22 protein-coding genes are annotated in these 22,116 nt (G+C 63.7%); 10 read left to right on the forward strand and 12 right to left on the reverse strand.

Features of this window, described 5'->3' with window-relative positions; genetic code table 11:
• Window positions 1-19 precede the first annotated feature (19 nt).
• Both IEY62_RS15510 and IEY62_RS15515 read right to left on the reverse strand, forming a co-directional pair.
• Window positions 20-622, reverse strand: coding sequence for a copper resistance CopC family protein (locus tag IEY62_RS15510; protein WP_189019414.1), 603 nt, complete (start codon window positions 620-622; stop codon window positions 20-22).
• A gap of 96 nt (window positions 623-718) precedes the next feature.
• Window positions 719-1,354 carry a hypothetical protein gene (locus IEY62_RS15515; protein ID WP_189019416.1) on the reverse strand — a complete coding sequence of 212 codons (636 nt, stop codon included), beginning with the start codon at window positions 1,352-1,354 and terminating at the stop codon, window positions 719-721.
• 321 nt (window positions 1,355-1,675) lie between these two features.
• Here IEY62_RS15515 and IEY62_RS15520 point away from each other — a divergent pair, with 321 nt between their 5' ends.
• Window positions 1,676-1,975 (forward strand): DUF4193 domain-containing protein, encoded by a 300-nt coding sequence (locus IEY62_RS15520; RefSeq protein ID WP_018778105.1) that lies wholly within the window; start codon window positions 1,676-1,678, stop codon window positions 1,973-1,975.
• Between the two features lie 106 nt (window positions 1,976-2,081).
• On the opposite strand, the gene IEY62_RS15525 is transcribed toward IEY62_RS15520, so the two are convergent.
• The 3 genes from IEY62_RS15525 to IEY62_RS15535 all read right to left on the reverse strand — a co-directional run bounded on the left by IEY62_RS15525 (window position 2,082) and on the right by IEY62_RS15535 (window position 3,267).
• Window positions 2,082-2,465 (reverse strand): LapA family protein, encoded by a 384-nt coding sequence (locus tag IEY62_RS15525; RefSeq protein WP_189019418.1) that lies wholly within the window; start codon window positions 2,463-2,465, stop codon window positions 2,082-2,084.
• A gap of 168 nt (window positions 2,466-2,633) precedes the next feature.
• Complete coding sequence (locus IEY62_RS15530; protein WP_189019420.1) at window positions 2,634-2,864, reverse strand: hypothetical protein; 231 nt, start codon at window positions 2,862-2,864, stop codon at window positions 2,634-2,636.
• 178 nt (window positions 2,865-3,042) lie between these two features.
• Window positions 3,043-3,267, reverse strand: coding sequence for a hypothetical protein (locus tag IEY62_RS15535; RefSeq protein WP_189019422.1), 225 nt, complete (start codon window positions 3,265-3,267; stop codon window positions 3,043-3,045).
• Window positions 3,268-3,381: 114 nt separating this feature from the next.
• On the opposite strand from IEY62_RS15535, the gene IEY62_RS15540 reads away from it, so the two are divergent.
• From IEY62_RS15540 to IEY62_RS15555, 4 genes are read left to right on the forward strand one after another with little or no spacing between them, the layout of a single operon-like run.
• On the forward strand, window positions 3,382-3,870 hold the full coding sequence (locus tag IEY62_RS15540; RefSeq protein WP_189019424.1) for a MarR family winged helix-turn-helix transcriptional regulator: 489 nt from the start codon (window positions 3,382-3,384) through the stop codon (window positions 3,868-3,870).
• Window positions 3,871-3,878: 8 nt separating this feature from the next.
• Window positions 3,879-4,424 carry an SSI family serine proteinase inhibitor gene (locus tag IEY62_RS15545; protein ID WP_189019426.1) on the forward strand — a complete coding sequence of 182 codons (546 nt, stop codon included), beginning with the start codon at window positions 3,879-3,881 and terminating at the stop codon, window positions 4,422-4,424.
• Complete coding sequence (locus tag IEY62_RS15550) at window positions 4,411-5,349, forward strand: 3-methyladenine DNA glycosylase (protein WP_189019428.1); 939 nt, start codon at window positions 4,411-4,413, stop codon at window positions 5,347-5,349. Before IEY62_RS15545 ends, IEY62_RS15550 begins: the two co-directional genes overlap by 14 nt.
• A 29-nt stretch (window positions 5,350-5,378) precedes the next feature.
• Entirely contained in the window at window positions 5,379-5,768 is a 390-nt protein-coding gene (locus IEY62_RS15555; RefSeq protein WP_189019430.1) for a serine protease inhibitor, read from the forward strand.
• A gap of 87 nt (window positions 5,769-5,855) precedes the next feature.
• On the opposite strand, the gene IEY62_RS15560 is transcribed toward IEY62_RS15555, so the two are convergent.
• Window positions 5,856-9,032: a S8 family serine peptidase gene (locus IEY62_RS15560; protein ID WP_456152521.1), complete on the reverse strand. Its 3,177-nt coding sequence runs from the start codon at window positions 9,030-9,032 to the stop codon at window positions 5,856-5,858.
• A gap of 259 nt (window positions 9,033-9,291) precedes the next feature.
• On the reverse strand, window positions 9,292-12,234 hold the full coding sequence (locus tag IEY62_RS15565; protein ID WP_189019432.1) for an exo-alpha-sialidase: 2,943 nt from the start codon (window positions 12,232-12,234) through the stop codon (window positions 9,292-9,294).
• Between the two features lie 237 nt (window positions 12,235-12,471).
• Here IEY62_RS15565 and IEY62_RS15570 point away from each other — a divergent pair, with 237 nt between their 5' ends.
• Together IEY62_RS15570 and IEY62_RS15575 are read left to right on the forward strand one after the other, a co-directional pair.
• Complete coding sequence (locus tag IEY62_RS15570) at window positions 12,472-13,419, forward strand: phosphoglycerate dehydrogenase (protein WP_189019434.1); 948 nt, start codon at window positions 12,472-12,474, stop codon at window positions 13,417-13,419.
• Window positions 13,420-13,552: 133 nt separating this feature from the next.
• Window positions 13,553-14,521 (forward strand): manganese catalase family protein, encoded by a 969-nt coding sequence (locus IEY62_RS15575; protein ID WP_189019436.1) that lies wholly within the window; start codon window positions 13,553-13,555, stop codon window positions 14,519-14,521.
• Window positions 14,522-14,583: 62 nt separating this feature from the next.
• On the opposite strand, the gene IEY62_RS15580 is transcribed toward IEY62_RS15575, so the two are convergent.
• Window positions 14,584-14,874 carry a DUF1540 domain-containing protein gene (locus tag IEY62_RS15580; protein WP_018779990.1) on the reverse strand — a complete coding sequence of 97 codons (291 nt, stop codon included), beginning with the start codon at window positions 14,872-14,874 and terminating at the stop codon, window positions 14,584-14,586.
• Window positions 14,875-14,999: 125 nt separating this feature from the next.
• Window positions 15,000-15,182 carry a hypothetical protein gene (locus tag IEY62_RS15585; RefSeq protein ID WP_110505467.1) on the reverse strand — a complete coding sequence of 61 codons (183 nt, stop codon included), beginning with the start codon at window positions 15,180-15,182 and terminating at the stop codon, window positions 15,000-15,002.
• A gap of 325 nt (window positions 15,183-15,507) precedes the next feature.
• On the opposite strand from IEY62_RS15585, the gene purS reads away from it, so the two are divergent.
• The 3 genes from purS to purL are packed head-to-tail and all read left to right on the forward strand — an operon-like array spanning window position 15,508 to window position 18,849.
• Complete coding sequence (purS, locus tag IEY62_RS15590; RefSeq protein ID WP_011773385.1) at window positions 15,508-15,759, forward strand: phosphoribosylformylglycinamidine synthase subunit PurS; 252 nt, start codon at window positions 15,508-15,510, stop codon at window positions 15,757-15,759.
• Between the two features lies 1 nt (window position 15,760).
• Window positions 15,761-16,543 (forward strand): phosphoribosylformylglycinamidine synthase subunit PurQ, encoded by a 783-nt coding sequence (purQ, locus tag IEY62_RS15595; protein WP_189019438.1) that lies wholly within the window; start codon window positions 15,761-15,763, stop codon window positions 16,541-16,543.
• Window positions 16,540-18,849 carry a phosphoribosylformylglycinamidine synthase subunit PurL gene (gene purL / locus IEY62_RS15600; protein WP_189019440.1) on the forward strand — a complete coding sequence of 770 codons (2,310 nt, stop codon included), beginning with the start codon at window positions 16,540-16,542 and terminating at the stop codon, window positions 18,847-18,849. The genes purQ and purL overlap by 4 nt, the downstream gene beginning before the upstream one ends.
• Window positions 18,850-18,875: 26 nt before the next feature.
• Here the strand turns inward: purL and IEY62_RS15605 are convergent, their stop codons facing one another.
• Genes IEY62_RS15605 through IEY62_RS15615 form a run of 3 tightly spaced genes read right to left on the reverse strand, consistent with a single transcriptional unit; the run spans window position 18,876 to window position 22,014 of the window.
• Window positions 18,876-20,333: a putative bifunctional diguanylate cyclase/phosphodiesterase gene (locus IEY62_RS15605; protein ID WP_189019442.1), complete on the reverse strand. Its 1,458-nt coding sequence runs from the start codon at window positions 20,331-20,333 to the stop codon at window positions 18,876-18,878.
• A complete protein-coding gene (locus IEY62_RS15610) occupies window positions 20,330-20,833 on the reverse strand; it encodes a hypothetical protein (protein ID WP_189019444.1) in 504 nt (167 codons plus the stop codon). Before IEY62_RS15610 ends, IEY62_RS15605 begins: the two co-directional genes overlap by 4 nt.
• Window positions 20,830-22,014 (reverse strand): GGDEF domain-containing protein, encoded by a 1,185-nt coding sequence (locus IEY62_RS15615; RefSeq protein ID WP_189019446.1) that lies wholly within the window; start codon window positions 22,012-22,014, stop codon window positions 20,830-20,832. Before IEY62_RS15615 ends, IEY62_RS15610 begins: the two co-directional genes overlap by 4 nt.
• Window positions 22,015-22,116: the final 102 nt, after the last annotated feature.

A 22,116-nucleotide genomic window follows, 5' to 3' on the forward strand; every position in this document is an offset into this window, starting at 1 on the left:
AAGATGACAGGCGTCTTGGTTACTCGCCACGAGTGCCGGACCGACGCCGGCGTTTGAAGACTCCCCAACCCAGGTACAAAGCCAGGCCCGCAACGGCCCCAAGGGCAGCGGCAATCAGCCACTCCGGGATCCGTACAGCGGCCGTCGCCTCCTTGGGCTCGGCCGACCCGGCAGGAGCGTCGGGGGCGGCGTTGCCGGGGGCCGCGATGGCACCGGCCGTCGCATCCGCCCCCACAAGGAAGGTGTAGCTGCCGTTGATGGGGTGACCGTCGCTGGAAACCACGCGCCACCTGACTTGGTATTCCCCGGTGGGCAGGTCAGCGGCGAGGGGCTGGGTCAGGGTCCCCCGGTCCAGGACGGATTCTCCTTGGACCCAGTTGTTTGATGCGGCATCGACGACGCGTACTTCGTGGCCGATGGTCAGTAATGGTGCACTGAATTTCAGTTCAATGCCCGACGGCGGCGCGGACAGCCGCTCGCCGGTTGAAGGGGTGGACGAAACCAGTTGGTCATGCGCGGACGCCGGCGGTGCAGCGACCAGCCCGAAGGCAAGGCACAGCACGACGACGGCAAGTGGGATTGCTCCGCTGAGTCCTGGGTTTCGCCATGAAGATATACGCAAGGATTCTCTTGCCATGGCTGCTTCCCGCCCCGCGGCCTGCGGCAGAGTCCGGCAGTCCGTGAAAGGGATCGCCGCCCGAAGCCGGGCTGGCGGGGCTTATGAGGTGATGAAGGCGCGGTGCGCCTGGGACACGACAGGAAGCGGCGGCGGTCCGCGGTGGCGCATGGCCAGCAGCGGGACCCCAAGATTGCGCAGCGGGCGGACCGCCCAGTCCGCGGGGATGACTTTGGCTTCCGGTTCCACGGCCAAGGGTTGGATGGCCCTGAGGAAAGGAACCAGCCTGAGGCCAAGGGCAGTCAGCAAACGTACCGCTGTGACCTCGCCGTAGCGCAGGACGGCAATCGTGGCGATGGCTGCGAGCGCGTGCCCCAGGAGCATCGCCGGAGAGGTGTGATCCAGGGCTCCGGGATCCGGCATTGATGCGAGAATGTGCCCGGCGTGGCCGGCATGCCCTGCGGCCGCTGCCATGCCGTCGTCGTGTGAACCGGGGTCCAGGCTGTAGAGGCTGTGGAACACGCTCTGGCTGGCAACCACTGCTGTGGCGAGTCGCCACAGCGACAGCACTTTTCCGGCAAGGGCCATACACACCAGACCGGAAAGCGCCAGGGACAGGATCAGGAGGGGCGCCGCTGGCGCGCTGCCGCCCGAGATGACGTGTGATGCGGCGGCGAGGAAGGTGGCAACAACAGCGCCAGCCCAGCCGCGCGCGAAGCGGGCCTTGCGTGCCGTCATGTCCCTCCCCCTTTTTCGGAGGGCCACCCACGGCTGGCCCTCCTTACGATGCAGTCATTCTACGCGACGTAGAATCCGTGCTGGGTACCAACGCAACGATTGAATCCGAGGGCTTCCACCGGAGAACCTTGATCTTCCCGGCCACCAAAACATCGAACTCCGGTAATACAGGAGTAGTATCTCCGTGCGTGGCGGCCTTTTTTGACCGCCACGCACGTGGTTTTCGCCACAAGCAGTAGAACTGGGGTATGGTATGGAATTTTCATGGCATGCTGTACGTTGCATACCCGGTAACCCCCTAACACGAAGAGGCATTAAAAAGTGGCAGCCGATTACGACGAACTCCGTACCGATGTAAAAGAGAACCAGGAGCAGTCGCTCCAGGCTCTTCAATCTGCCAGCGCCCCCACGGCCAAGAGCGTCGTGCTGGAACTGGACGAAACCGATGGCCTTGACGCCAATGGCCCCGGTGGCGAAATCGTCGCCGAGGAACTGGTCATCCAGGTCATCCCGCAGGCAAACGATGAGTTCACGTGCAACTCTTGTTTCCTGGTACGCCACCGCTCGCAGATTGCCCGCGAAAAAGATGGCGTTGCCTACTGCACTGACTGCGAAGGCTAAGACGACCCAACACCCCGGCGGACTGAACGTCGTCAGGGAGTGCCGCCGTCGGGATTAAATTGCGGAAGGACCGGAGCATGCGCTCCGGTCCTTCCGCAATTAAGGCCTAAGGTGCCGTTCCCGGACCGCCCACGGCCTTCTTGCGCCGGTGGTTGCCCATCCTGAGTTGAAGGATGCGCGCTCCCCCGGCGAGGGCAACCAGCACCCCGCCACCCACGGCGGCAATGAAGAGCGTGGTACCCAAGGCGAGCGTCCCCTCCAGTCCAAAGAACCGGACGGTGATCATGTCCTGGTTCTGGACAAAGAACACAATCAACATCACCAGGACCACCAAGCCGACAGCCACCGCTACCCACAGCGCTGCTGTGCGGGTGGGCCGGGCGTGGCCTGGTGCGGGCGGCGGGGTCACGCGTTCCTGGTGCCCGGAACCGACCCGGTCCGGGCGCGCCGTACCACCCGGAACACCTGCTGCATCTTCGTGGAAACTCATTGACGGCCCCCTTTGTACGCCAGCACGTACTATGCAATTACATAATAAGCATGCTGACTAGCTGCTCAACAGTGGCACGCCGGTCCGAACATGGTCAAGGTGGCACACTTGCCAATCGATGAGGAAGGGCCGGAGTTCGCGGTCCGGCCCTTCGGCTTGGTAACCCCGTCAGACGGAGTAGTCAGTTGATGTCGCGCCGGGGTCGTTGTTCCGGACAGCGTAGTGATGGCCTTCGGAATCGGTTTCAACATCGAAATTCTTCAGGTCTTCCTCGGAAGCGGTCTCAAAATCGTCATGCTTATGCACAACCGGGGCATCCGTGTCACCGTGTGTTGCGGGCCCAAAAACGGACTGCAGCCGATCGGTCACATGCTGGAAGCCTTCCAATCTGCGTCCCATGTTCTTCCACCTCCTCCCGTGCTGGAGAAAGAAAAAGCGCGCGCCCTTCAGTGAGGCAATTTTACGCCTGCGGGCACGAAAAGGCTCTGGATCGGACGAACGCCGGGCCGGCAGTTAAGGACAATCCGGGCGCCGGGCATTGTCATGAAGTGGCAACTCGGCGGGAGGCAAACGGGGTTTAGCGCAGGGACTTGTCGTCCGGGTTGCGGGGAACCACGTAGGTGCTGCCATCCGGCCGGTGGAGGGTTTCCCACTGCTGCGTCTCGGCTTGGCGCTGGGCCAGCAGCTTCCGGTTGGCTTCGGTCATTTCGTGATCCAGGGAGCTGCTGTGCGCCGGGCCAAAAATGACGCGAAACTTTCCGGTTGCGCGCATGAATTTCCGGGTGAAGGATTCCTTTGCCACGCGGATCGACTCCTCATTGCTCGACGACTCTATGTGTTCATAGTACGCTAATCATTAGTGCACTAACTAATTGGTTCGGTGTAGCCTCGTCAATGCAGCAAGCAGGAGGAAGCCATGACGACCATCAGCGATACCAGCCAGGAAACCGATGACCTCCTGCTGGAACGCCAACTGTGCTTTGCCCTCACCGTAGCCTCGCGCAGCGTTGTAGGCGTCTACAAGCCCGTCCTTGAAAAACTCGGCCTCACCCACCCCCAATACCTGGTGATGCTGGCCCTGTGGGAACGCAGCCCGCGGACACTGAAGGACATCAGCGACAGCCTCCTCCACGATCCCGCTACCCTCTCGCCGCTGCTCAAGCGCCTGGAAGAAGCGCAGCTCATCACCCGCGAGCGCGTGCCAGGCAATGAGCGCGCACTGGCCATCACGCTTACAGACAAGGGGGCGGCCCTCCGCGCACAGGCAACGGCAGTGCCCGGGGAAATCCGCGACCGCCTGCAGCTCAGCCGCGAGGAAGTAGCCGAACTCCACCAAGCCATGACCGGTTTGATTGCTGCCACTCAGCGCACTGGCCAAGAGCCACGTAAAATGGAGGCAACCTAGGAGATCCGATGCGCATGCGAAGTGTCCGCACATTACTGGCAGTACTTGCTGTCGCCAGCCTCGCCGCATGCTCCGGCGCCCCCGCCCCAGGTTCCACCAGCAGCGCAACCCAGGCACCGACGTCGGCCCCTTCAAGCAGCAGCACGGCACCCGGCAGCCCCTCCGCCAGCAGTACCCCGGCAGCGAGCGGCAGCCAGTCGGCAACGGCCGGACGCGGCGACGCTGAACTATCCATCACGCTCCTTGAGACTCCGGAGGCGGCGCCCAAGACCTTCACCCTGGTCTGCACCGGGGGAACGCCCGCTGCGGAGAGCAACCATCCATCGGCTGCCGAAGCCTGCGCCGCGATCAAGAACAACCCCTCCATGCTCAGCCCCGCTCCCCCTCGGGCCGACCGGGCCTGCACCATGCAGTACGGCGGCCCCGCAACCGCCAAGGTGACCGGCGTCGTGGATGGCAAGGAAGTGGCGGCTGCCTTCAACCGCACCGACGGTTGCCAGATCGGCATGTGGGACGCCGCCAAGAGCGTCCTCGGATCAGATGGCGGTTTCTAGGCTGCGGCACCTTCCCCAAGAAGAATGGCTTGGGTTGGAGGCTGCCCATCACGCCCGGGTCGCACGCTACGCCGACCCTTACCTGGCCCGGCGCTCGGCCGGCAAGAAGCACCCGGTTGAGGACTTCCTCTTCACCTACTACACCCAGAAGCCCGGGCAGTTGCTGCGCTGGCACCCAGGTGATGCCGTGGTCCTCAGCGGTGAGCGGGCTCTGGAGCGCAGCGCGTGGAAGTTCTACCGGGCCCTCGACGACGGCGAACTCGCCACGCTCGGGCTGCCTGCGGGAACATCTGCAGTCACCTTTGACCGGGCCGGCTTCCTGGCCGACCGCACCGAAGCGATCCGCTTCGCGGGCATCATCTTGTCCGGCACGGCCAAGCGACCGGCCCAGTTCGGCTGCTTCGGACTGCACGAGTGGGCCATGGTGTACCGGCAGGCGAAGTTCGAACTGCGCCACGAATACCTGGAACTCCGGCTCGGCGGCGACGGCACGGACACCGTGGTGGAAGAGAACCGCATCCGCTGCTCCCACTTCGATGCCTTCCGCTTCTACACCCCCGACGCCCTGCCCCTGAATGAGCTCACGCCGACCCGCGAAAACCAGCGCACCATGGAGCAACCCGGCTGCCTGCACGCCAACATGGACCTCTACAAGTGGGCTTACAAACTCACGCCGGCACTCCCCAGCGAGCTGGTGATGGACTGCTTTGAGTTGTCGTGGCGGATCCGGGCCATGGACATGCAGGCCTCTCCCTACGATCTTGAGGAATGGGGCTACCCACCCATCAGGATCGAGACACCGCAGGGCAAGGCCGAGTACGTTGAATACCAGCGGGCTTTCGCAGCCGAATCCCAGGAGCTGCGGGCCCGCGTGCTCCAGGCTGTAGCCCCGCTCTTGGACGAGCTGAGCGGCGCGGCCGCCTGAGCACCCGACGCCACCAGCGAAAGGTCACCATGGTTTCCCCAAGCAACAGCGAATACGACGTCGACCTCACTGTCACGCTGACAGAGGCACCTGGCGCTGACAGCCGGGAGTTCCACCTCCGGTCCGCCGGGGGTGTCCTCTCCCCCGACCCCGAGTCCGTTGATTCAAACCTGCCGGACGCGACAGCGGCGCTGGCCGCCGTCGAGCAGTTCGGGGAGGAAATCTTCTTTCCCGAGCCGCGACCGGACCGGATCTGCACTCAACAGTACGGCGGCCCGCAGGTGGCCGAAGTAAGAGGATGGTTCCGCGGCCGCAAAGTCCACAGCCATTTCAGCAGGACGGATGGTTGCGAGATCGCCCGCTGGAAGGCCTTGGCGGCGTTGCTGGGCAATACCGGAGGCGCAACGGGGGCGGTGTAGGACGCGCCTTCCGGCGCACGACACGCAAATGGGCTGGGGACTCCCGAATTCGGGTGTCCTCAGCCCATTTGCGTGTCCCGCAGATTTTTAGCCGGCGTTATTGCTCTGTGTCGGCTCGTCAGCGCGGATCTTGCCCCGCGGTTTCTTGTCCTTCTTGTCCTTCTTGGGGTCTTCCTCGTCCGGGACCACTACGGTTCCGCCCGGGTTGATCAGAACGGTGACGAAGCTGGGCTCGCTGGTTCCGGCGAAGGTCAGGCGGCCAATGTAGGAGCCGGGCTCCAGGTTCTTCCAGTTCAGCGAAATCTGGCCCGTCTTGCCGTTGGCGAGTCGGATCGGATTCGGCGTCACGGTGGCGTTGCCCTGGTTGGCTCCCAGCACTGCAGCATCAACGGTTGCCTTGGTGGGCTGGTTGTTGGGGCTGGCGTAGAGGTTGGCGAAGACATAGTAATCGCCGGGCGCCGGGTTGGGAACGGACAGGGTTTCGCTGGCGGATGCCGTTGCGGCCGGCAACTGCTGACCGGACGGCGTCAGGACCAGCATGTCGAAGTCCGCGGCCTCGTTGGAGGAGATCACCGAGAACTTGGCCAACGCGCTGCCCGCACCAACGGTCACCTTCTTCACGAAGTTGGATGCGTTGGTTTCGCCGGCAAACGGGCCGGGAACCAGCTCGATGGCCGAGGAATCAGCCTTGGACAAGCCATCAATGGTCACACCCACCGGCAGGTTGGTGCCGGAGGTGATGTTGATGGTGCCTGAGCCGTTGGGACCGGTGCCCGTGAACGCCAGGGCCTTGTCCGCGATGACGGACTGCGGCCGGACTGCGATGGGCGAGGTGACGGTCTTGTTGGCACCCTGCCAATTCAGCGAGCCCATGGCGAACTTGCCCAGTTCAGCGTTCTTGTTTTCGAACTGGACCTTGAAGGTCTTCTTCTCGCCGGGAGCACCGAAGGTCAGCACTGACGGCGTCACCTTGACGTTGACACCCGGAACATCCACGGACGCCCGGTAAGTACCCGGAGTCAGTGCCGTGAGGGTACGTGTGACCTCGATCTTGCCGGCCAGGTTGCCGAGTGCGAACGAAGGAACGTTCATGTCGCGCGCGGCCGTGGTGCCGAGCCCTTCCATGCCCAGGTCCATTCCGGTGCCCTGGATGAACTTGAGGTAGTCCTCAGTGGTGGCGTCGTACACCAGGCCCGGGTTGAGGACCTTTGCGGGGTCAACCTGTCCGGCACCAGTAGCGAAGACGTCCTTGTTGACGGCGCCGTTTGCCAGCTTGACCGGACCTGCGGTGGTCATCATGGCGGACTTCACGGTGGCCGGGGACCACTGCGGGTTCTTGCCCAGGATCAGTGCGCCGAAGCCGGCCACGTGCGGTGAAGCCATGGAGGTTCCGGACAGGAAGCCGAAGTTATCCCCTCCGGTTCCGATCGGAGAAACACCGGCGAGGATGGCCACGCCGGGAGCGGAAACATCCGGCTTCAACAGGTCAGAGTCAGTTGCCAGCAGCGGTCCACGGGAGGAGAATCCGGCGATCTGCGGCTGCGCTTCTGCGGGCAGTCCAGTGGTGTCGCGGTTGATCAGGGACACGGTGATGGCCGGGTTGGCCGTGACCTTGTCCTTGATGGTCTGCGTTGCAGGCGGGTTCACGTGAACTGTGGGGATGACGTGCTTATCGGTGTCCAAGGAGGAATCAGTGAGATTCACCAGGATCATGCCCACACCACCGCCACGCAGGACCTCGGCGCTCTTGGCAGTGCGGTCAACCACGCCACGGTCACAGACAACCACCTTGCCGGCAACCTTGGCCGGGTCCAGGGACCCGGGAGCGCACAGCGCTGCGTTACCTGAACCGCTTGCGGCATTGGTGGACAGCACGACGCCGGCCCCGCGAACCTCCCGGTTCATGATGCTCGCTCCGCGGAATTTGCTGCCATCGGAGAATTCAACGGTGCCCTGAAGTTCCTGGGAGAACGATGTGGCAGCCACGGTGGTCAACCAGGGGGCTCCGTGGTTGACGGTGCTGGCCGTCGGCCCGGAGTTGCCGGCCGAGGTGGCCACGAAGATACCTGCGGAGGCTGCGGACAGGAACGCCAGCGACACGGGGTCGGTGGTGGAAGTGGTGGAACCGGAGATGGAGTAGTTCAGCACGTCCACGCCGTCCAGGATGGCCTGCTCGATCGCGTCCACCGAAGCGGAGCCGTAGCAACCACCCGTGGCAGGATCAGTGTCTTCCCAGCAGACCTTGTAGATGGAGAGCTTGGCGGCTGGCGCGATGCCACTGGTGGTTCCGAAGCTCCGGCCGTCCACCACGGCGTCAACATTGCCGTTGCCTGCTGCCGTGCTGGCGGTGTGGGTTCCGTGGCTGTCCACGTCCACGGGTGAAATGACTTCTTCTGGTGCACGGTTTTCCGGGGGAACTGTTTCGAGGAAGGCATCTGCGAAGTAGTGGGTGCTGAGGACCTTGGAGTTGCAGGCGCTGCCGTCGTAGTCTGCGCCCGTAGCGGTACCCGGCTGGCATTCACCCACGAAAGTATCGCCGTCGGCCTTAAGCATGGCGATCTTGCCGTCAGCGGTGCGGTAGGGAACGCCCACCTGGGGGTTTCCCACCAGCGGACCTACGGGCTCGCCGGCGAAGTACGGGTTTGAGGGTGTGTAGCCGGTGTCGATGACGCCAACAACGGTGCCCTTGCCGGCGTTCTCCTGGCCACCGTACTGGGTTGCCCACGTACCGTTGGGGCCACTGAGCTTCAGGAAATCGGTGGTGGAGTAGTCCGGCGCGTACTGGGTGTCCGGGGCGACCATCAGGACTTTGGGGTCCTTGGCAAGGTTGACTGCCTGGTCCGCCGTGAGGTTGGCGCTGAAGCCGTTGACGGCCGTGGTGAACTCGCGCTTGATCGTGACGTTTTCCTGCCGGGCAACTTCCTGCTGCTTCTGCTGCAGGTGTTCCTGGTATTCCTTCACCTCGGCGCTGTCGGCGTCGAGCTTCTTGCCTTCCTCGGGTTTGGTGGGCGCGAGGCCCGCCGTGCCGCCGTCGTACGTTGCCGCAGGTTTTTCGGCAAGGACCACCATGTAGCGGCCGTCCTTATAGGAACCGGGGTCAAGGTTCTTCTTGGCCACGCCTGCAACATTTCCGGGCGCCTCCGGGGCGGGGGCGGCCTGGGCCGGCATCGCCATGGACGAGAGCAGCAACGGCAGACCGACGGCGAGCACCGCGGCCTTCCGGAGTCCCCCGCTTCTGACGAAGCTCTTTCCTTGTGATTTCACGAGTGGTTGCACCTTTCACTGAGGGAGGCCCGGGCTCCATCGCCAAGGCCTGTCAAATATCAGTTGGTTGAACCTTTGACAGTTCTTGTCAAAACCGCGCAACCAGCCGAGTCATAGAGTATCTAGTGAGAGCCGAATATGACATACAGCACATTCCAGGAAATTTGTCTTGTCACAGCAGGGGTGATTCGTCATCCAACGACAAACAACGGACCGCAGGAATGTCCTGCAGCCCGTTGCCTGTCAGTGCCGCGAAGCGTCAGCCCTTGGGCGTCACCTGAAGCCGATCAAACGAGACCTGGCGGCCCGCATTGTCCAGGACAACAACGTCATCACGGCCGTTCTTGACGTCAGAGGGAAGGATGAACTCCAGCGTGTTGTCCGTCGTCGGGAAGATCCAGCCCAGGCGGTACCCGGTCTTGTTCAAGTACACGTAGTACCAGTTGCCGTAGTCGAGGCCCCTCAGCACAACCTTCTGACCGGTCCGGTACTTGTCAGCGGTGCCCAGGTCAGTAGGCGGCGTGCCCAGAACCTGCCGGGCTATTCCGGGCTCCGAGGCGGGCCGGGCCGGCTGAACCGTCAGTGCCAGGGAGCCGCCTTCCACGGCCGCGGAGGTTTCCAGGGAACCGTTGCGGGCCGTCACCTTGAACGTAACCGCGCCCAGACTGCCGGCAGCGACATCCTCGGCCGTCAATATATGTTCGCGGGTGGCGCTCACAGTATCCCCCGCGGCGAGCGAGGCTGCGGAGATGCCGGCGCCGGGGGCCTCCAGGCCGCTCACTGCAACGTTCCCGGCGTTGCCCACGGTGTAGCTGTAGGTCACGGGATCGCCGACGCTGGCGAAACGGTTGCCGTCAGCGTCCCGCCATTGCGCCGACACCGTCCCCTCGAGCTTGGGATCGCGGACTTTCAGGTCCACTTCGCCGCCGTTTACCGTGATGGTCTTGGTGCTCTGGCCGGCCGCGCTGACCTCCCAGTTGGTCGCCGGAACAAAGAAGCCCTGCCCGGCTTCCTCGGCGGTCACCGTGTGCCGCGGGGTGGTGCACTGGTAGCTCTGACCCGCAGGCAGCACGCTGTAGCGGCAGTTGCCCGGACCTTCCGGAAGAAAGGGGCTGAAGTTGCCGGCCGTCGGCACTATTTTCTCCACCAGCGGGCTCGTGTTCTTGACCGTGAAGGTGTACGGGACCAGCTCACCGGCAGCGTACGGCTGGGTAGAGAGATCACGCCCGACGTCGGCACGCGCCCCGCTGATGTCGGCCGTCAGCAGCCCGTCGCGCAAAGCGACCGCAGCGCCGGTGAACGGCACCGTTGTGGTGAGCGACGGCGTCGTACTGGCAGTGATGCTGAAGCTCGCCTCCGGCACGAAGTAGCCGCGCTGGATGTCGGCAGCCGTGATCACGTGCTTGGCCGTGGTGCAGTTGTAGCTGGCGCCTGCGGCCAGGTTGTTGAACCGGCAATTGGGGGCCGACGGCGGCAGGAACCCGGAGTCGAACGTCCCGGAGACCGGTACTGCATTGGCCGTGACATTGGCGGTGCTCTTGACGTTGAGTGAGTAGCTGAGGACGTCGCCCACCTGGTACGGGCTGGCTACGACGTCGCGGGCGGGTGCCGTTCCGGTGATGGTCAGGCCCACCTGCGGGGCCACCGGCACGGTGGCGGTGAAGGTGAACTGCGAAACCCGGCCATCCGTCGTCGTGAATGCTGCGTTGAGGTTCTGCGGACCGCTGGCGTTGGCCGGGGCGGTCAGGGCTACGTTGACGGTCACCGAAGCGCCGGGGGCGACGTCGGGAACCGGCACCGTGGTGGCCGACCAGCCGCTGGGTGTGTAAACAGTGGCCGTGGCGCCGGACAGCGCGCTGGCTTCCTGGTTGGTGACGGTCACGGGAACCTGCTGGGTGGCGCCCGGCGCGGTGGTGACAGCGGGAACCGCCAGGGGTGCGCATACGTAGTTCAGCCACGCGTCGTCGAACTTCGCGAACGGCATGTTGTCCGTGTAGTTGCCCTCGTAGAGCACGCCGAACTTGCCGTCCTCCAGGCGGGTGACGGTGGAGTAGGCAGAGAAGCCGGAACGGATGGTGCGCACGCCCGGCCAGGTGGCGCCGTCGTCGCAGGAGACACGTGCCGAGACGTTTTCGCGGCCGGTCTTGGAGTTGGCGTTGGTGAAGATGAGCTTCTTCGCGTCAGCTGAGCCCTGTGCCGCGTTGGGGAACATGCGCGCAATGGCACCGTTGTTGGCGGGATCCGGGAGCTCGGTGTCCTGCGTGACCGGACCGTAGGTAGCGCCGCCGTCGGTGGAAATGGCAACTTTGCGGTAGCCCTGGTTGGCGTTGTCCCTGGAGTTCAGGAGCACCCGGCCGTCGGAAAGCTCAACGGTCTTGTTCTCGTCCATCCGGTCACCGACGTTGGCGCCCTTCTTCCAGGTCACTCCGTGGTCATCGGAGTAGACGGAGTACGCCTGGATCTTGTTGGTTCCGTCTGCCTGGCGGATGTCCCCGGCGTACTGCTGGATGAGCCGGCCTTTGTACTGGCCGTATTTGAGCTGGATGCCTTCGCCGGAGGAGGCGAAGTTGGAGCGGACGTCACCGGCCATGGGGTTGGTTTTGCTGGTTCCGGGCTTGGTGACGTTGGTGATGAGCCGTGGCTGGCTCCAGCTGATCCCGCCATCAGAGGACTCGATGACAGCTGAGGAGATCACGGACCTGTCGGCGTCGTCGTTGCCGAACTGGCTGCCGCCAAAACCCTGGTCCTTGGAATAGACGAAGAAGGCGAAGACCTTGCCGGCTTCTGAATCGTAGATGTAGGAGGGGTCGCTGTAGCCGTATTTGGGACCGCTGGCGTCGCCCTCGTGGCCCGCGGCGATGACCTGCACCGGCCCCCAGGTCTGGCCGCCATCGGTGCTGCGGCGCTGCACGATCGAGTTGGGGTTGGGAGCATCCGCGGCTGAACCGGGACGGCCATCCCACGCAGCGAGGACCACGTTGTTGCCCAGGTACGTCAGCGCGGGAATGCGGTAGAAGAAGTTGGCGGCCGTGCGGTCGCCGCCGATGTTGGCCTCGGTAAAGACGCCCGGCGCTGCCGCGGGGTTGTTGGGTGGGATGGGGGCAGCGGTGGCTGGAAAAGCGGGCCCGGCCAGGAGGCCCAGGCTCAGGGCGCCGGCAGCTGCGATGCGGGCGAGCGATGGTGCGGGGGGTATGGATTTCAAATCCAGTGTCCTTTCGAATCGGCTCCGGGTTGGCGGTTCACGCCCACGTTTGGCACAGGGATTGGGGTGAAAGCTAACTCGTGGTGGTCGTTCGTGTTACGTGCTACGTCGAACGTCCTACAACCATAGGGTGTTGGGCGTCACATTTCCAGGGATGAAGCCGAAGAAGATACCCGCCGGGATAACGCGGTAGCCTCGAGTGCAAACTGCCCGACGCCCGCGAACCTTGGAGTTGCCGTGAAAATCCTCGTCCCCAACACCATCGAGCTGGACCTCACGGACCTCGCCTCGTCCGGAGACGAGATCGTGGTCTACGAAGTGGACAAAGCGATCCCCGGCGAGCACCGCGACGCAGAGGTCCTGGTGGTCTGGCGCAACACCTCGGACAACCTTTCTGACGCCGCCCGCGCCATGCCCGGCCTCAGGCTCGTCCAGACTCTCGCAGCCGGTCCGGACTCCGTACTCGCCGCGGGATTCGCGGACACCGTAGCCATCACGTCCGGTCGCTCACTCCACGACGGCCCCGTAGCCGAACACGCCCTGGCGCTGATCCTGGCCGCCGTGCGCCGCCTCGATGTCCTCATGGAATCCCAAAAATCCGGCACGTGGAACCAGCCCTACAACGCCGAGCAGTCCAACCCCGCCACCGAACAGCTCTACACGCTCGACGGCGCCAAGGTCACCATCTGGGGGTTCGGCTCCATCGCTGGGCGGCTCGCTCCCCTGCTGGCCGCGCTGGGTGCGGAGGTCACCGGCGTCGCAAGTTCCAAAGGCGAGCGCTATGGCTTCCCGGTGGTGGCCGCGGACGGGTTCCCGGAGGTCCTGCGCTCCACGGACGTGCTGATCTCGATACTGCCCGCAACACCGGAAACCACCGACGCCCTGAACGACGAGGTCCTGCGTCAGCTGCCGGCGAGTGCGGTGTTCGTCAACGTGGGCCGGGGTGCCACAGTGGATGAGGGCGCGCTGCTGGGCGCCTTGCGGGAGGGTCGCCTGCGCGCAGCCGCGCTGGATGTGACCAGGATTGAGCCGCTCCCGGCCGATTCGGAATTGTGGTCGGCGCCCAACCTGATCATCACACCGCACGTGGCGGGCAACCGCCCCAAGGGTTCGGCGAAGCTGGTCCTGGCCAACATCTCAGCCCTCAAGGAGGGCAAGCCACTCACCAACCAAGTGGCTGGCTAGTCCTTTTCACAGGGTCAATTTCCTTAAGGATTTCCTTGCCTCAAATTAGTAAGCATGCTTATGGTAGGGATTCCGGGGTGGCCAGCAGAGGGTTCCCATCCCACGTAGAGCATGAGCCAACGTGAGGAAACATATGTACCTGCACACCCAACTCCTGATCAACGAAATCGCCGCTGACGAGCCGGATCCCGCAGCAGCCAACGCCCTCCAGGAAGGGCTCGGCGGGCAGTTCGGCGAAATGCGGACCATGATGCAATACCTGTTCCAAAGCATGAACTTCCGCGGCGATCCCGCATCAAAGCCCTACAAGGACCTCCTCCAGGGCATCGGTACCGAAGAGATCAGCCACGTGGAACTCATCGGAACAACCATTTCGCAACTCCTTGATGGCTCACCCCGCTATCAGGGCAAGAAGTCCGATCCCGTGGACCAGCCGGGCGCCGGCGGGGCCACTCCCCTGAAGATCGCGCTGGACACCAGCAACATCCATCACTATCTGGTGGGCGCCCAAGGTGCCCTGCCCGTGGACGCCGCGGGTAACCCGTGGAGTGGCTCCTATGTCTACAACAGCGGCAACCTGGTGCTGGACCTGCTCTACAACTTGATGCTTGAGTCAACGGGCAGGCTGCAAAAGTGCCGTATCTACGAAATGACGGAAAACAAGACGGCGCGCTCCACCATCGCGTACCTGATTGTGCGCGACCAAGCCCACGAGAACGCCTACGCAAAGGCCTTGGAAAGCCTGGGCGTGAACTGGGGCAAGGTCCTCCCGATCCCCAAGACCAACGCCGAGCAGTTCCCGGAAGTGAAGAAGCTCCTGGACAAAGGCCTGCAGAGCATTCAATACACCTTCAGCGCTGACAACCTCAGCGAAGCAGGCAAGCTCTACCGTGGGGCGTCGCCGTCCAACGACGGCACCGAACTGAGCACCGAACAAATGCCGGACGGATTTCCCATGACCATGTCCCCTGAGCGCAAGGAAGAATTTGCCCCCGGCCTCGATCCGGAACTGCTTGCCTTGATCCAAGCCACGGCCGAGCAGGAACTCAAGGACGCGGACAGCCCCAAGGAAGCCAAGTCCACGCCGGCCAAGAAGAAGTAGAGAACCACAAAAAGGGTCCCCGCCTCAACCGAGACGGGGACCCTTTTGCTCGTCGATAAAAATCAGGCGTGTTCGTAGGTCAGGCAATCGGCGGCTTCGCGGCCGGGTCCAACCTTGACGTCGTGGGCCTCGCACATGAGGTTGTTGTTGTGGACGCACTCGGACCTCTGGCAGGCGCCGACGTGGGCCAGGACCTTGGGAAGCCCACCCATGGCGTTGGTGTCAATGAACGTTGCGCAGGAAGCGTGGTCCTGGGTGCCGCCGATGGTGATACCAAAAGCGGTGCAGCCGTCGTGGTTGAATCCGCAGCTGCCAACGCTACAGGCGGATACTTCTGCAATGTGATCGGTCATTGGTCCTCCTGGTTATCTTTGTTTTACCAGGGGGGTGAACCCCCGCGTGTATCTCCAAAATACGCCGGAACCACGCCGTTTAACCCCTTTGAATAGCGCATTTGTACGTGCGCTATTGTCTGCCCCTACCGGGGTCCGCGCAGGGCATCGCTGATTTTCGCCCGCGTCTCCGCATCCAAGGGGGCTGTCACCCTATGGTCGCGGGCCGCTTTGTCAGCCCTGATCTTCTGAATGACCATCCGGCCCAAACCTGCAAGAACGGCAGCGGCCACAACGCCCAGCACCATCGATTTCGGTTTTTCAGCCATGCGGCAATACTAGTGACGCGCGCCCTCCGCGGCCAGCGCCGGCAGGCGCCCCCACGTGCCGCCGTCGAGCCTTCCCTTGGCACGATTTCCGACGTGACGGCGGGGTGTCCTCGCAGAATCAGGCTGAATAGGGTATGTGCCCCGCTCCCGGTAGAATGGTTGTGCAAGCTCGCGGAGCGCCCCCATGCCGTTCAAACAATGCAGTTCACAACCGTGTTTAACCCTGTGTCCATAACGCTGTTTGAATGCGGCTGAACGGCGTGAGACGGCACCTCCGCGGCAGCCTTATTTAAGGTTCACCCAACTCACGCACAGGAGTTACCGGATGCCCCGGATCGTCGTTGACGTCATGCCCAAGCCCGAGATTCTGGACCCCCAGGGGAAGGCCATCGTGGGTGCACTGCCCCGCCTCGGCTTCAACAGCTTCAGCGCAGTCCGCCAGGGCAAGCGCTTTGAACTGACTGTTGACGGCGAGGTGACCGACGCTATCCTGGCCCAGGCCCGCGAAGCCGCCGAGACCCTCCTGTCCAACCCGGTGATCGAGGATGTTGTCAACGTCGAGGTCGTCGAGGCCTGATATGACTTCGATCCCCCTGATTGGCGAGGCTATCGCCGTCGCCGCCGACGCTTATGGTGCCCGTGGCCTCGCTGGCGCCAAGATCGGCGTCGTCACCTTCCCCGGCACCCTTGACGACCGCGACGCCGCCCGTGCAGTGCGCCTTGCAGGTGGCACGGCGGTGCCGCTCTGGCATGCAGACTCCGAGCTCGGCGACGTTGATGCAGTCATCATCCCCGGCGGTTTCTCCTACGGCGACTACCTCCGCGCAGGCGCCATCTCACGTTTCGCGCCGCTGATGTCCAAGATCATCGATGCTGCGAACTCGGACGCCAAGCTCCCGGTTTTGGGTATCTGCAACGGCTTCCAGATCCTCACCGAGTCGCACCTGCTGCCCGGTTCCATGATCAAGAACGACCACCTGAAGTTCATCTGCCGCGACCAGACGCTGCGCGTGGAAAACGCCAACACTGCCTGGACTGTGGACTACACGGACGGCCAGGAAATCATTGTGCCGTTGAAGAACCAGGACGGCCAGTACATCGCCGACGAGAAGACCCTGGACGCCCTTGAGGCCGAGGGCCGTGTGGTGTTCCGCTACGTGGGCTTCAACCCGAACGGCTCCCGCCGCGACATCGCCGGCATCTCCAACGCAGCGGGGAACGTCGTTGGCCTCATGCCGCACCCCGAGCACGCAGTGGAGACCGGCTTCGGTCCGGAGTCGTTGAACGGCGAGCCCCGCGACACCGACGGCCTAGGCTTCTTCACCTCCGTACTGACCAAGATTGTGGGAGGCGACAAGTGACCACGGAAACCACCAAGAAGTTCAACATCGACACCGTTGAGCACGCTGCCAAGACCCCGGACACGGAACTCCCGTGGGCCGAGCTGGGCCTGAAGCAGAACGAATTCGACGAGATCGTCAAGGTCCTCGGCCGCCGCCCCACCGGTGCCGAGCTGGCCATGTACTCCGTCATGTGGAGCGAGCACTGCTCCTACAAGTCCTCCAAGAACCACCTCCGCCAGTTCGGCGAGAAGGTCACCGAGGAAATGAAGAAGGACATGCTGGTTGGCATCGGCGAGAACGCCGGCGTCACCAACCTGGGCGACGGCTGGGCCGTGACGTTCAAGATCGAGTCCCACAACTCGCCGTCGTTCGTTGAGCCGTACCAAGGTGCCGCTACCGGCATCGGCGGGATCGTCCGCGACATCATCTCCATGGGCGCCCGCCCGGTTGCCGTGATGGACCCGTTGCGCTTCGGCGCCATCGACCACCCGGACACCGCCCGCGTCATGCACGGTGCCGTTGCCGGCATCGGTGGCTACGGCAACTGCCTTGGCCTGCCGAACATCGGCGGCGAAATGGTGTTCGATTCCGTTTACCAGGGCAACCCGCTGGTGAACGCACTGGCCGTGGGCGTCATGCGCCACGAGGACATCCGCCTGGCCAACGCTTCGGGCAAGGGCAACAAGGTTGTCCTGTTCGGTGCACGCACCGGTGGCGACGGCATTGGCGGCGCTTCGGTGCTCGCCTCCGAATCCTTTGACGACACCAAGCCCTCCAAGCGACCGGCCGTCCAGGTGGGCGACCCCTTCGCTGAGAAGGTCCTCATCGAGTGCTGCCTGGAACTCTTCAAGGGCTCCCTGGTGGAAGGCATCCAGGACCTCGGCGCCGCAGGCATTTCCTGCGCAACGTCCGAGCTCGCCTCCAACGGCGACGGCGGCATGCAGGTGGAGCTGACTTCGGTCCTGCTGCGCGACCCCACGCTGACCCCGGGCGAGATCCTCATGTCCGAGTCGCAGGAACGCATGATGGCAGTGGTCACCCCCGAGAACATCGAAGCCTTCGAAGCCGTGATGGACAAGTGGGCCGTGGAGTACTCCTGGTTGGGTGAAGTCACTGACACCGGTCGCCTCATCATCACCTGGGAAGGCGAAGTAATCGTCGACGTCGATCCCCGCACCGTTGCGCACGACGGCCCGGTCTACGACCGTCCGTTCGCCCGCCCGGAGTGGCAGGACTCGGTCCAGGCCAACTCCTTCACCGGTTCGGTTGAGGACGCAGGCCGTCCCTCGGCCCCCACCGAGCTGGCAGCAGCCGTCACCGAACTGGTGGCATCGCCGAACATGTGCAGCAAGTCCTGGATCACCAAGCAGTACGACCGCTACGTTGGCGGCAACACTGCCATGGCATTCCCGGACGACGCCGGCGTAGTCCGCGTTGACGAGGAAACCGGCCTGGGCGTTGCCCTGGCCACCGACGCCAACGGCCGCTACACCTACCTCGAGCCGTACCAGGGCGCACAGCTCGCACTGGCTGAGGCTTACCGCAACGTAGCCACCTCCGGCGCCGTTCCGATGGCCGTCAGCGACTGCCTGAACTTCGGTTCCCCCGAGGACCCCGATGTCATGTGGCAGCTCGCCGAAGCTATCCGCGGCCTCTCGGACGCCTGCATGGAACTCGGCATCCCGGTGACCGGCGGCAACGTTTCGCTCTACAACCAGACCGGCACCACGCCGATCCACCCCTCCCCTGTTGTGGCAGTCCTGGGCAAGCTTGACGACGTCGCCCGCCGTACGCCGTCGGGCTGGCGCGAGGACGGCCAGGCCATCTACCTGCTGGGAACCACCGCAGCTGAGCTGGACGGTTCGGAATGGTCCAACCTGCGTGGACATCTCGGTGGCTTGCCGCCGAAGGTTGACCTTGCAGCCGAGCGTGCCTTGGGCGAGATCCTGATCAACGCTTCCCGCGACGGCATGGTTGACGCAGCACACGACCTCTCCGAAGGTGGCCTCGCGGCTGCTCTGGTGGAGTCGTCGCTGCGCTACGGCGTCGGCGCCCGCATCGCCCTTGAGGAACTCATGGAGCGCGACGGCGTGGACCTGTTCACGGCCCTGTTCTCCGAGTCCCAGGCCCGGGCCATCGTGTCCGTCCCGCGCTCCGAGGAAGTCCGCTTCAAGGACATGTGCACCGCCCGCGGCTTCGCGCACCTCCGGATCGGCGTTGTTGACGCTGCCGGTGGAAAGCTGGAGATCAACGGCGTGGACGAGCTCTCACTGGACGCTCTCCGCGAAGCCCACGAAGGAACCCTGCCGAAGTACTTCGGCTGATCCTCACCACATAAAGCAACGCGAGGTCACTTATGGCCCATAAATTCCTCCGGGATGGGCCATAAGTGACCTCGCGTTGCTTTTAACCGGGCCAGGAAGTCAGCTTCGGGCAACGGCTTCCCGAAGAAATACCCTTGGCCGCTGGTGCAGCCGATGCTCCGCAGCAGTTCGGCTTCCTTGGCCGTTTCGATGCCTTCCCAGACCGCTTCCAGCCCGCACGAACGGATCACGTGCTGGATGGCCGCCAGGAACTCCAACTGGCACGGGTCGTCCCCCAGGTCCTTCACGAACTGCCGGTCTACTTTCACCCGGTCCACGGGAAGCTTGCGCAGGTAGCCCATCGAGGAATAGCCGGCGCCGAAATCGTCGATCTCAAGGCCCACGCCCAGCCTGCGCAAGCTCATCAGGGTGTAACGGTCCAGCTCGTTGTTCCGGATGATGGCGCTCTCGGTAAGTTCCAGGACCAGCGAATCCGGGGACAGGCCTTCCTTCAAGAGGACATCCCGGACGTCGTCCACGAATTCCAGGCTCTGAAGGTCGGCGGCAGAGACGTTGATGCGCATGGAGAAGGCCGGCGTGGACTTCGCCGGATTGTCCCGCCACTGCCGTAGCTGGCGCATGGCCGTGCACAGGACCCACCTGCCCAGTTCCGCAATAAGCCCGGTGGCCTCAGCCACGGGAATGAACTGGTCCGGCATGATGAGGCCGTGTATCGGGTGGTTCCAGCGGACCAGGGCCTCGCACCCCTCAATTTGTCCGGTGGCCAGCTCCACGATCGGTTGGTAGTAAAGGACCAGCTGCTCCGAACGGATCCCTTCCCGGAGGTCGCCAACGATCTGCCGCTGGAGTTGCCGGGAATGCAGGGTGACGGGATCGAACAGCTTGAGCTTGTTCCGGCTCTCGTTCTTGGATTCCTCGACGGCGAAATCGGCTTCCTGGAGGAGGTCCTCCAAGGTGTGGTGCGACCCGGCGACGCTCAGTCCCATGCTGGCAGCACACTGGACACTGCTGTTGCCGAGGTCGATGGTGGGTTCCAGCGCGGCCAGGATGCGGTTCCCGACGGCGGCGGCCCGGTTTTTGGGGGTGGCGGGCATCAAAACAGCGAATTCGTCGCCACCCAGGCGGGTGACGACGTCGTTCTCCCGGACTGCCGAGCGGAGGCGCATGGCAACGGTGACCAGAACCTGATCCGCCGCGGCGTGCCCGGCAGAGCTCTTCAATGCCTTGAAGGCGTCCAGGTTCAACAGGAGCAGCGCGGGCGGGGCCGCTCCGTGGGCCCCGGCAGCCATGGCTTCCTTGAAGGCAACGGCCAGCGCCAACCGGTTGCCGACGCCGGTCAGGGGGTCGGTGAGGGCCTCATGGCGTCGCTCCTTCCGGACATCATGGAGTTCTTCCAGGAGTGCGCGGACCTGCCGTTCCAGGCTTCGTATTCGGGGGTCGTCATCATCAGTGGACACCAGCCTGCGAGGCTTGGTGCTGGTCACGATTCGTCCAGGCTGCGCAGCGTCATGTCCACCACGGCCTGGGGCTTGGGAACCGGGTTGCGGTGCTCGTCCAGGAACAGACGATAGGAAGCGATATCCAGCCGGCCGTCGGGCTTTGCCTTGTTGCCCATGCGGTAGACGTTCGCGATCCACGAGCCGCCCAGGATGGCTTCGATCCAGGCATCGCATTCAGCGAGCGGGAGATGGACGCGCGTTCCGGTGTTTCTCCGGTGCCCGGCGATGGACATTGTGATGCAGCTGCCAAGGAGGCCCTTGTCCGCGGTGAACCAGGCGAGGCCTTCGACGTCGGCCACGATGGTCAGGTTCGCGTTCCCGTCCTCAACGGACTGCACAGGACCCATCCGGACCGAGCGCCGGTCAGCATTCAAGGACGTAGCTGTTCCCGCTTTGTAGGGAGCGCTGGTGATGTCCTTCCTGAACACGGACAACTCCTGGTTGTGCTGGACCTGGATCCTGGTGGTCAGTTCGTTAAGGGTCATGATCGTGCCTCATCCGCGATAGTGGCCGCCTCGAGGCGGTCGGCTCCTACAATCCGGTTTCTTCCTTGTGCCTTGGCACTGTAAAGCGCTGCGTCAGCTACCTCGATCATGAAGTTCAGATCGGCTCCGGAGGAGATGCTGGACGTCACTCCATAACTGATGGTGGGGAACGGGATTCCTTCCGGAGTACGCATGTCTGCTGTCCGGCGGCTGATTTCGACGGCGATGCTCTCCGCCCGCTCCTGGGTGGCCCCCGGCAGGAAAAGGATGAATTCCTCCCCGCCGTAGCGGCCAATAAGGTCCGTGGAGCGGACGGACGCCGCGCAGGCTGCCGCGAAGGCCTTCAAGGCTTCATCCCCGGCGCCGTGACCGTATTCGTCGTTGACTGCCTTGAAGTGGTCCAGGTCTGCCAACACCACGGCAGCACCGGATCCCGTGGAGTACAAGCGGTTGAGCTCAGTGGTAGCCAGTTCGAGGAACGTTCCGCGGTTGAGCAGGCCGGTAAGGTGGTCCCGGGCTGCGCGTTCCTTCAAGCCCTTGATGAGTTGGTCGCTGGTAAGGGCCGTCATGCTGAAGGACACTGTTACCAGCAGCACCAGGGAAACCAGCCCTGAAGGTCCGGGACCGAAGTACGTTCGGAAGGTCTCACTCGCCGGCCCTTCCAGTGCATACACCGTCCAGCGGCCCAGGTAGTACGTGGCCAGGAGACCTGCCGCCAGCGACAGAGCCTTGTGGACTTGGGAGTGGGAAGCTTTGATCAGCCAGAGATCCCGGGCGGCCAAGGCGATGCCGGCGGTCATCATGGCCAGATAAACAAAGCCTCCGGACCAGACATTCGTGGCGGGGCCTTCAAGGACAGAAGCCACGGCTGTGACTGCCGGGCCTGTGGCCAATTGCCACCGCGCGGTTTTTAGGTCCCGCAATGAGCGGGCTCCGGCCCAGACGCTGAATGCTCCGGCTACCACCAGCACGTTTCCGGCAGGATTGGCCCACTGCTGGTGGGATGTTCCGTTGAGCAGGAACGCTGTGTTGCCCGCCATGAATTCCAGCAGGGCCAGGCTCCACCAGCCCGCATATGGCGAGCGGGTGCGGTGGAAGGACGTACAGAACAACGCCAAGAGGGTCACTGTGACCACACCCAGGGCAACTCTTACAGAGAATGGATCGAGCACCGTGTCCAACCCCCTCAGCTGGTCATCCTTCGGCTTTGGATTCAGTGTGGCGGTGCTTACTCAACCTCTCTGCGGCATTTGCTCAAGATTGGCTCAAGATCAGGTGCGGTT

This window comes from Paenarthrobacter histidinolovorans, assembly GCF_014647595.1.
Classification (GTDB): Bacteria; Actinomycetota; Actinomycetes; order Actinomycetales; family Micrococcaceae; genus Arthrobacter; species Arthrobacter histidinolovorans.

Coding starts and splice junctions, on each gene's coding strand:
- IEY62_RS15575 (WP_189019436.1), top strand. CDS start 13,553: ATGTACCTGCACACCCAACTCCTGATCAACGAAATCGCCGCTGACGAG.
- IEY62_RS15545 (WP_189019426.1), top strand. CDS start 3,879: ATGCGCATGCGAAGTGTCCGCACATTACTGGCAGTACTTGCTGTCGCC.
- IEY62_RS15550 (WP_189019428.1), top strand. CDS start 4,411: ATGGCGGTTTCTAGGCTGCGGCACCTTCCCCAAGAAGAATGGCTTGGG.
- IEY62_RS15580 (WP_018779990.1), bottom strand. CDS start 14,874: ATGACCGATCACATTGCAGAAGTATCCGCCTGTAGCGTTGGCAGCTGC.
- IEY62_RS15515 (WP_189019416.1), bottom strand. CDS start 1,354: ATGACGGCACGCAAGGCCCGCTTCGCGCGCGGCTGGGCTGGCGCTGTT.
- IEY62_RS15525 (WP_189019418.1), bottom strand. CDS start 2,465: ATGAGTTTCCACGAAGATGCAGCAGGTGTTCCGGGTGGTACGGCGCGC.
- IEY62_RS15585 (WP_110505467.1), bottom strand. CDS start 15,182: ATGGCTGAAAAACCGAAATCGATGGTGCTGGGCGTTGTGGCCGCTGCC.
- purS (WP_011773385.1), top strand. CDS start 15,508: ATGCCCCGGATCGTCGTTGACGTCATGCCCAAGCCCGAGATTCTGGAC.
- IEY62_RS15540 (WP_189019424.1), top strand. CDS start 3,382: ATGACGACCATCAGCGATACCAGCCAGGAAACCGATGACCTCCTGCTG.
- purQ (WP_189019438.1), top strand. CDS start 15,761: ATGACTTCGATCCCCCTGATTGGCGAGGCTATCGCCGTCGCCGCCGAC.
- IEY62_RS15530 (WP_189019420.1), bottom strand. CDS start 2,864: ATGGGACGCAGATTGGAAGGCTTCCAGCATGTGACCGATCGGCTGCAG.
- IEY62_RS15555 (WP_189019430.1), top strand. CDS start 5,379: ATGGTTTCCCCAAGCAACAGCGAATACGACGTCGACCTCACTGTCACG.
- IEY62_RS15610 (WP_189019444.1), bottom strand. CDS start 20,833: ATGACCCTTAACGAACTGACCACCAGGATCCAGGTCCAGCACAACCAG.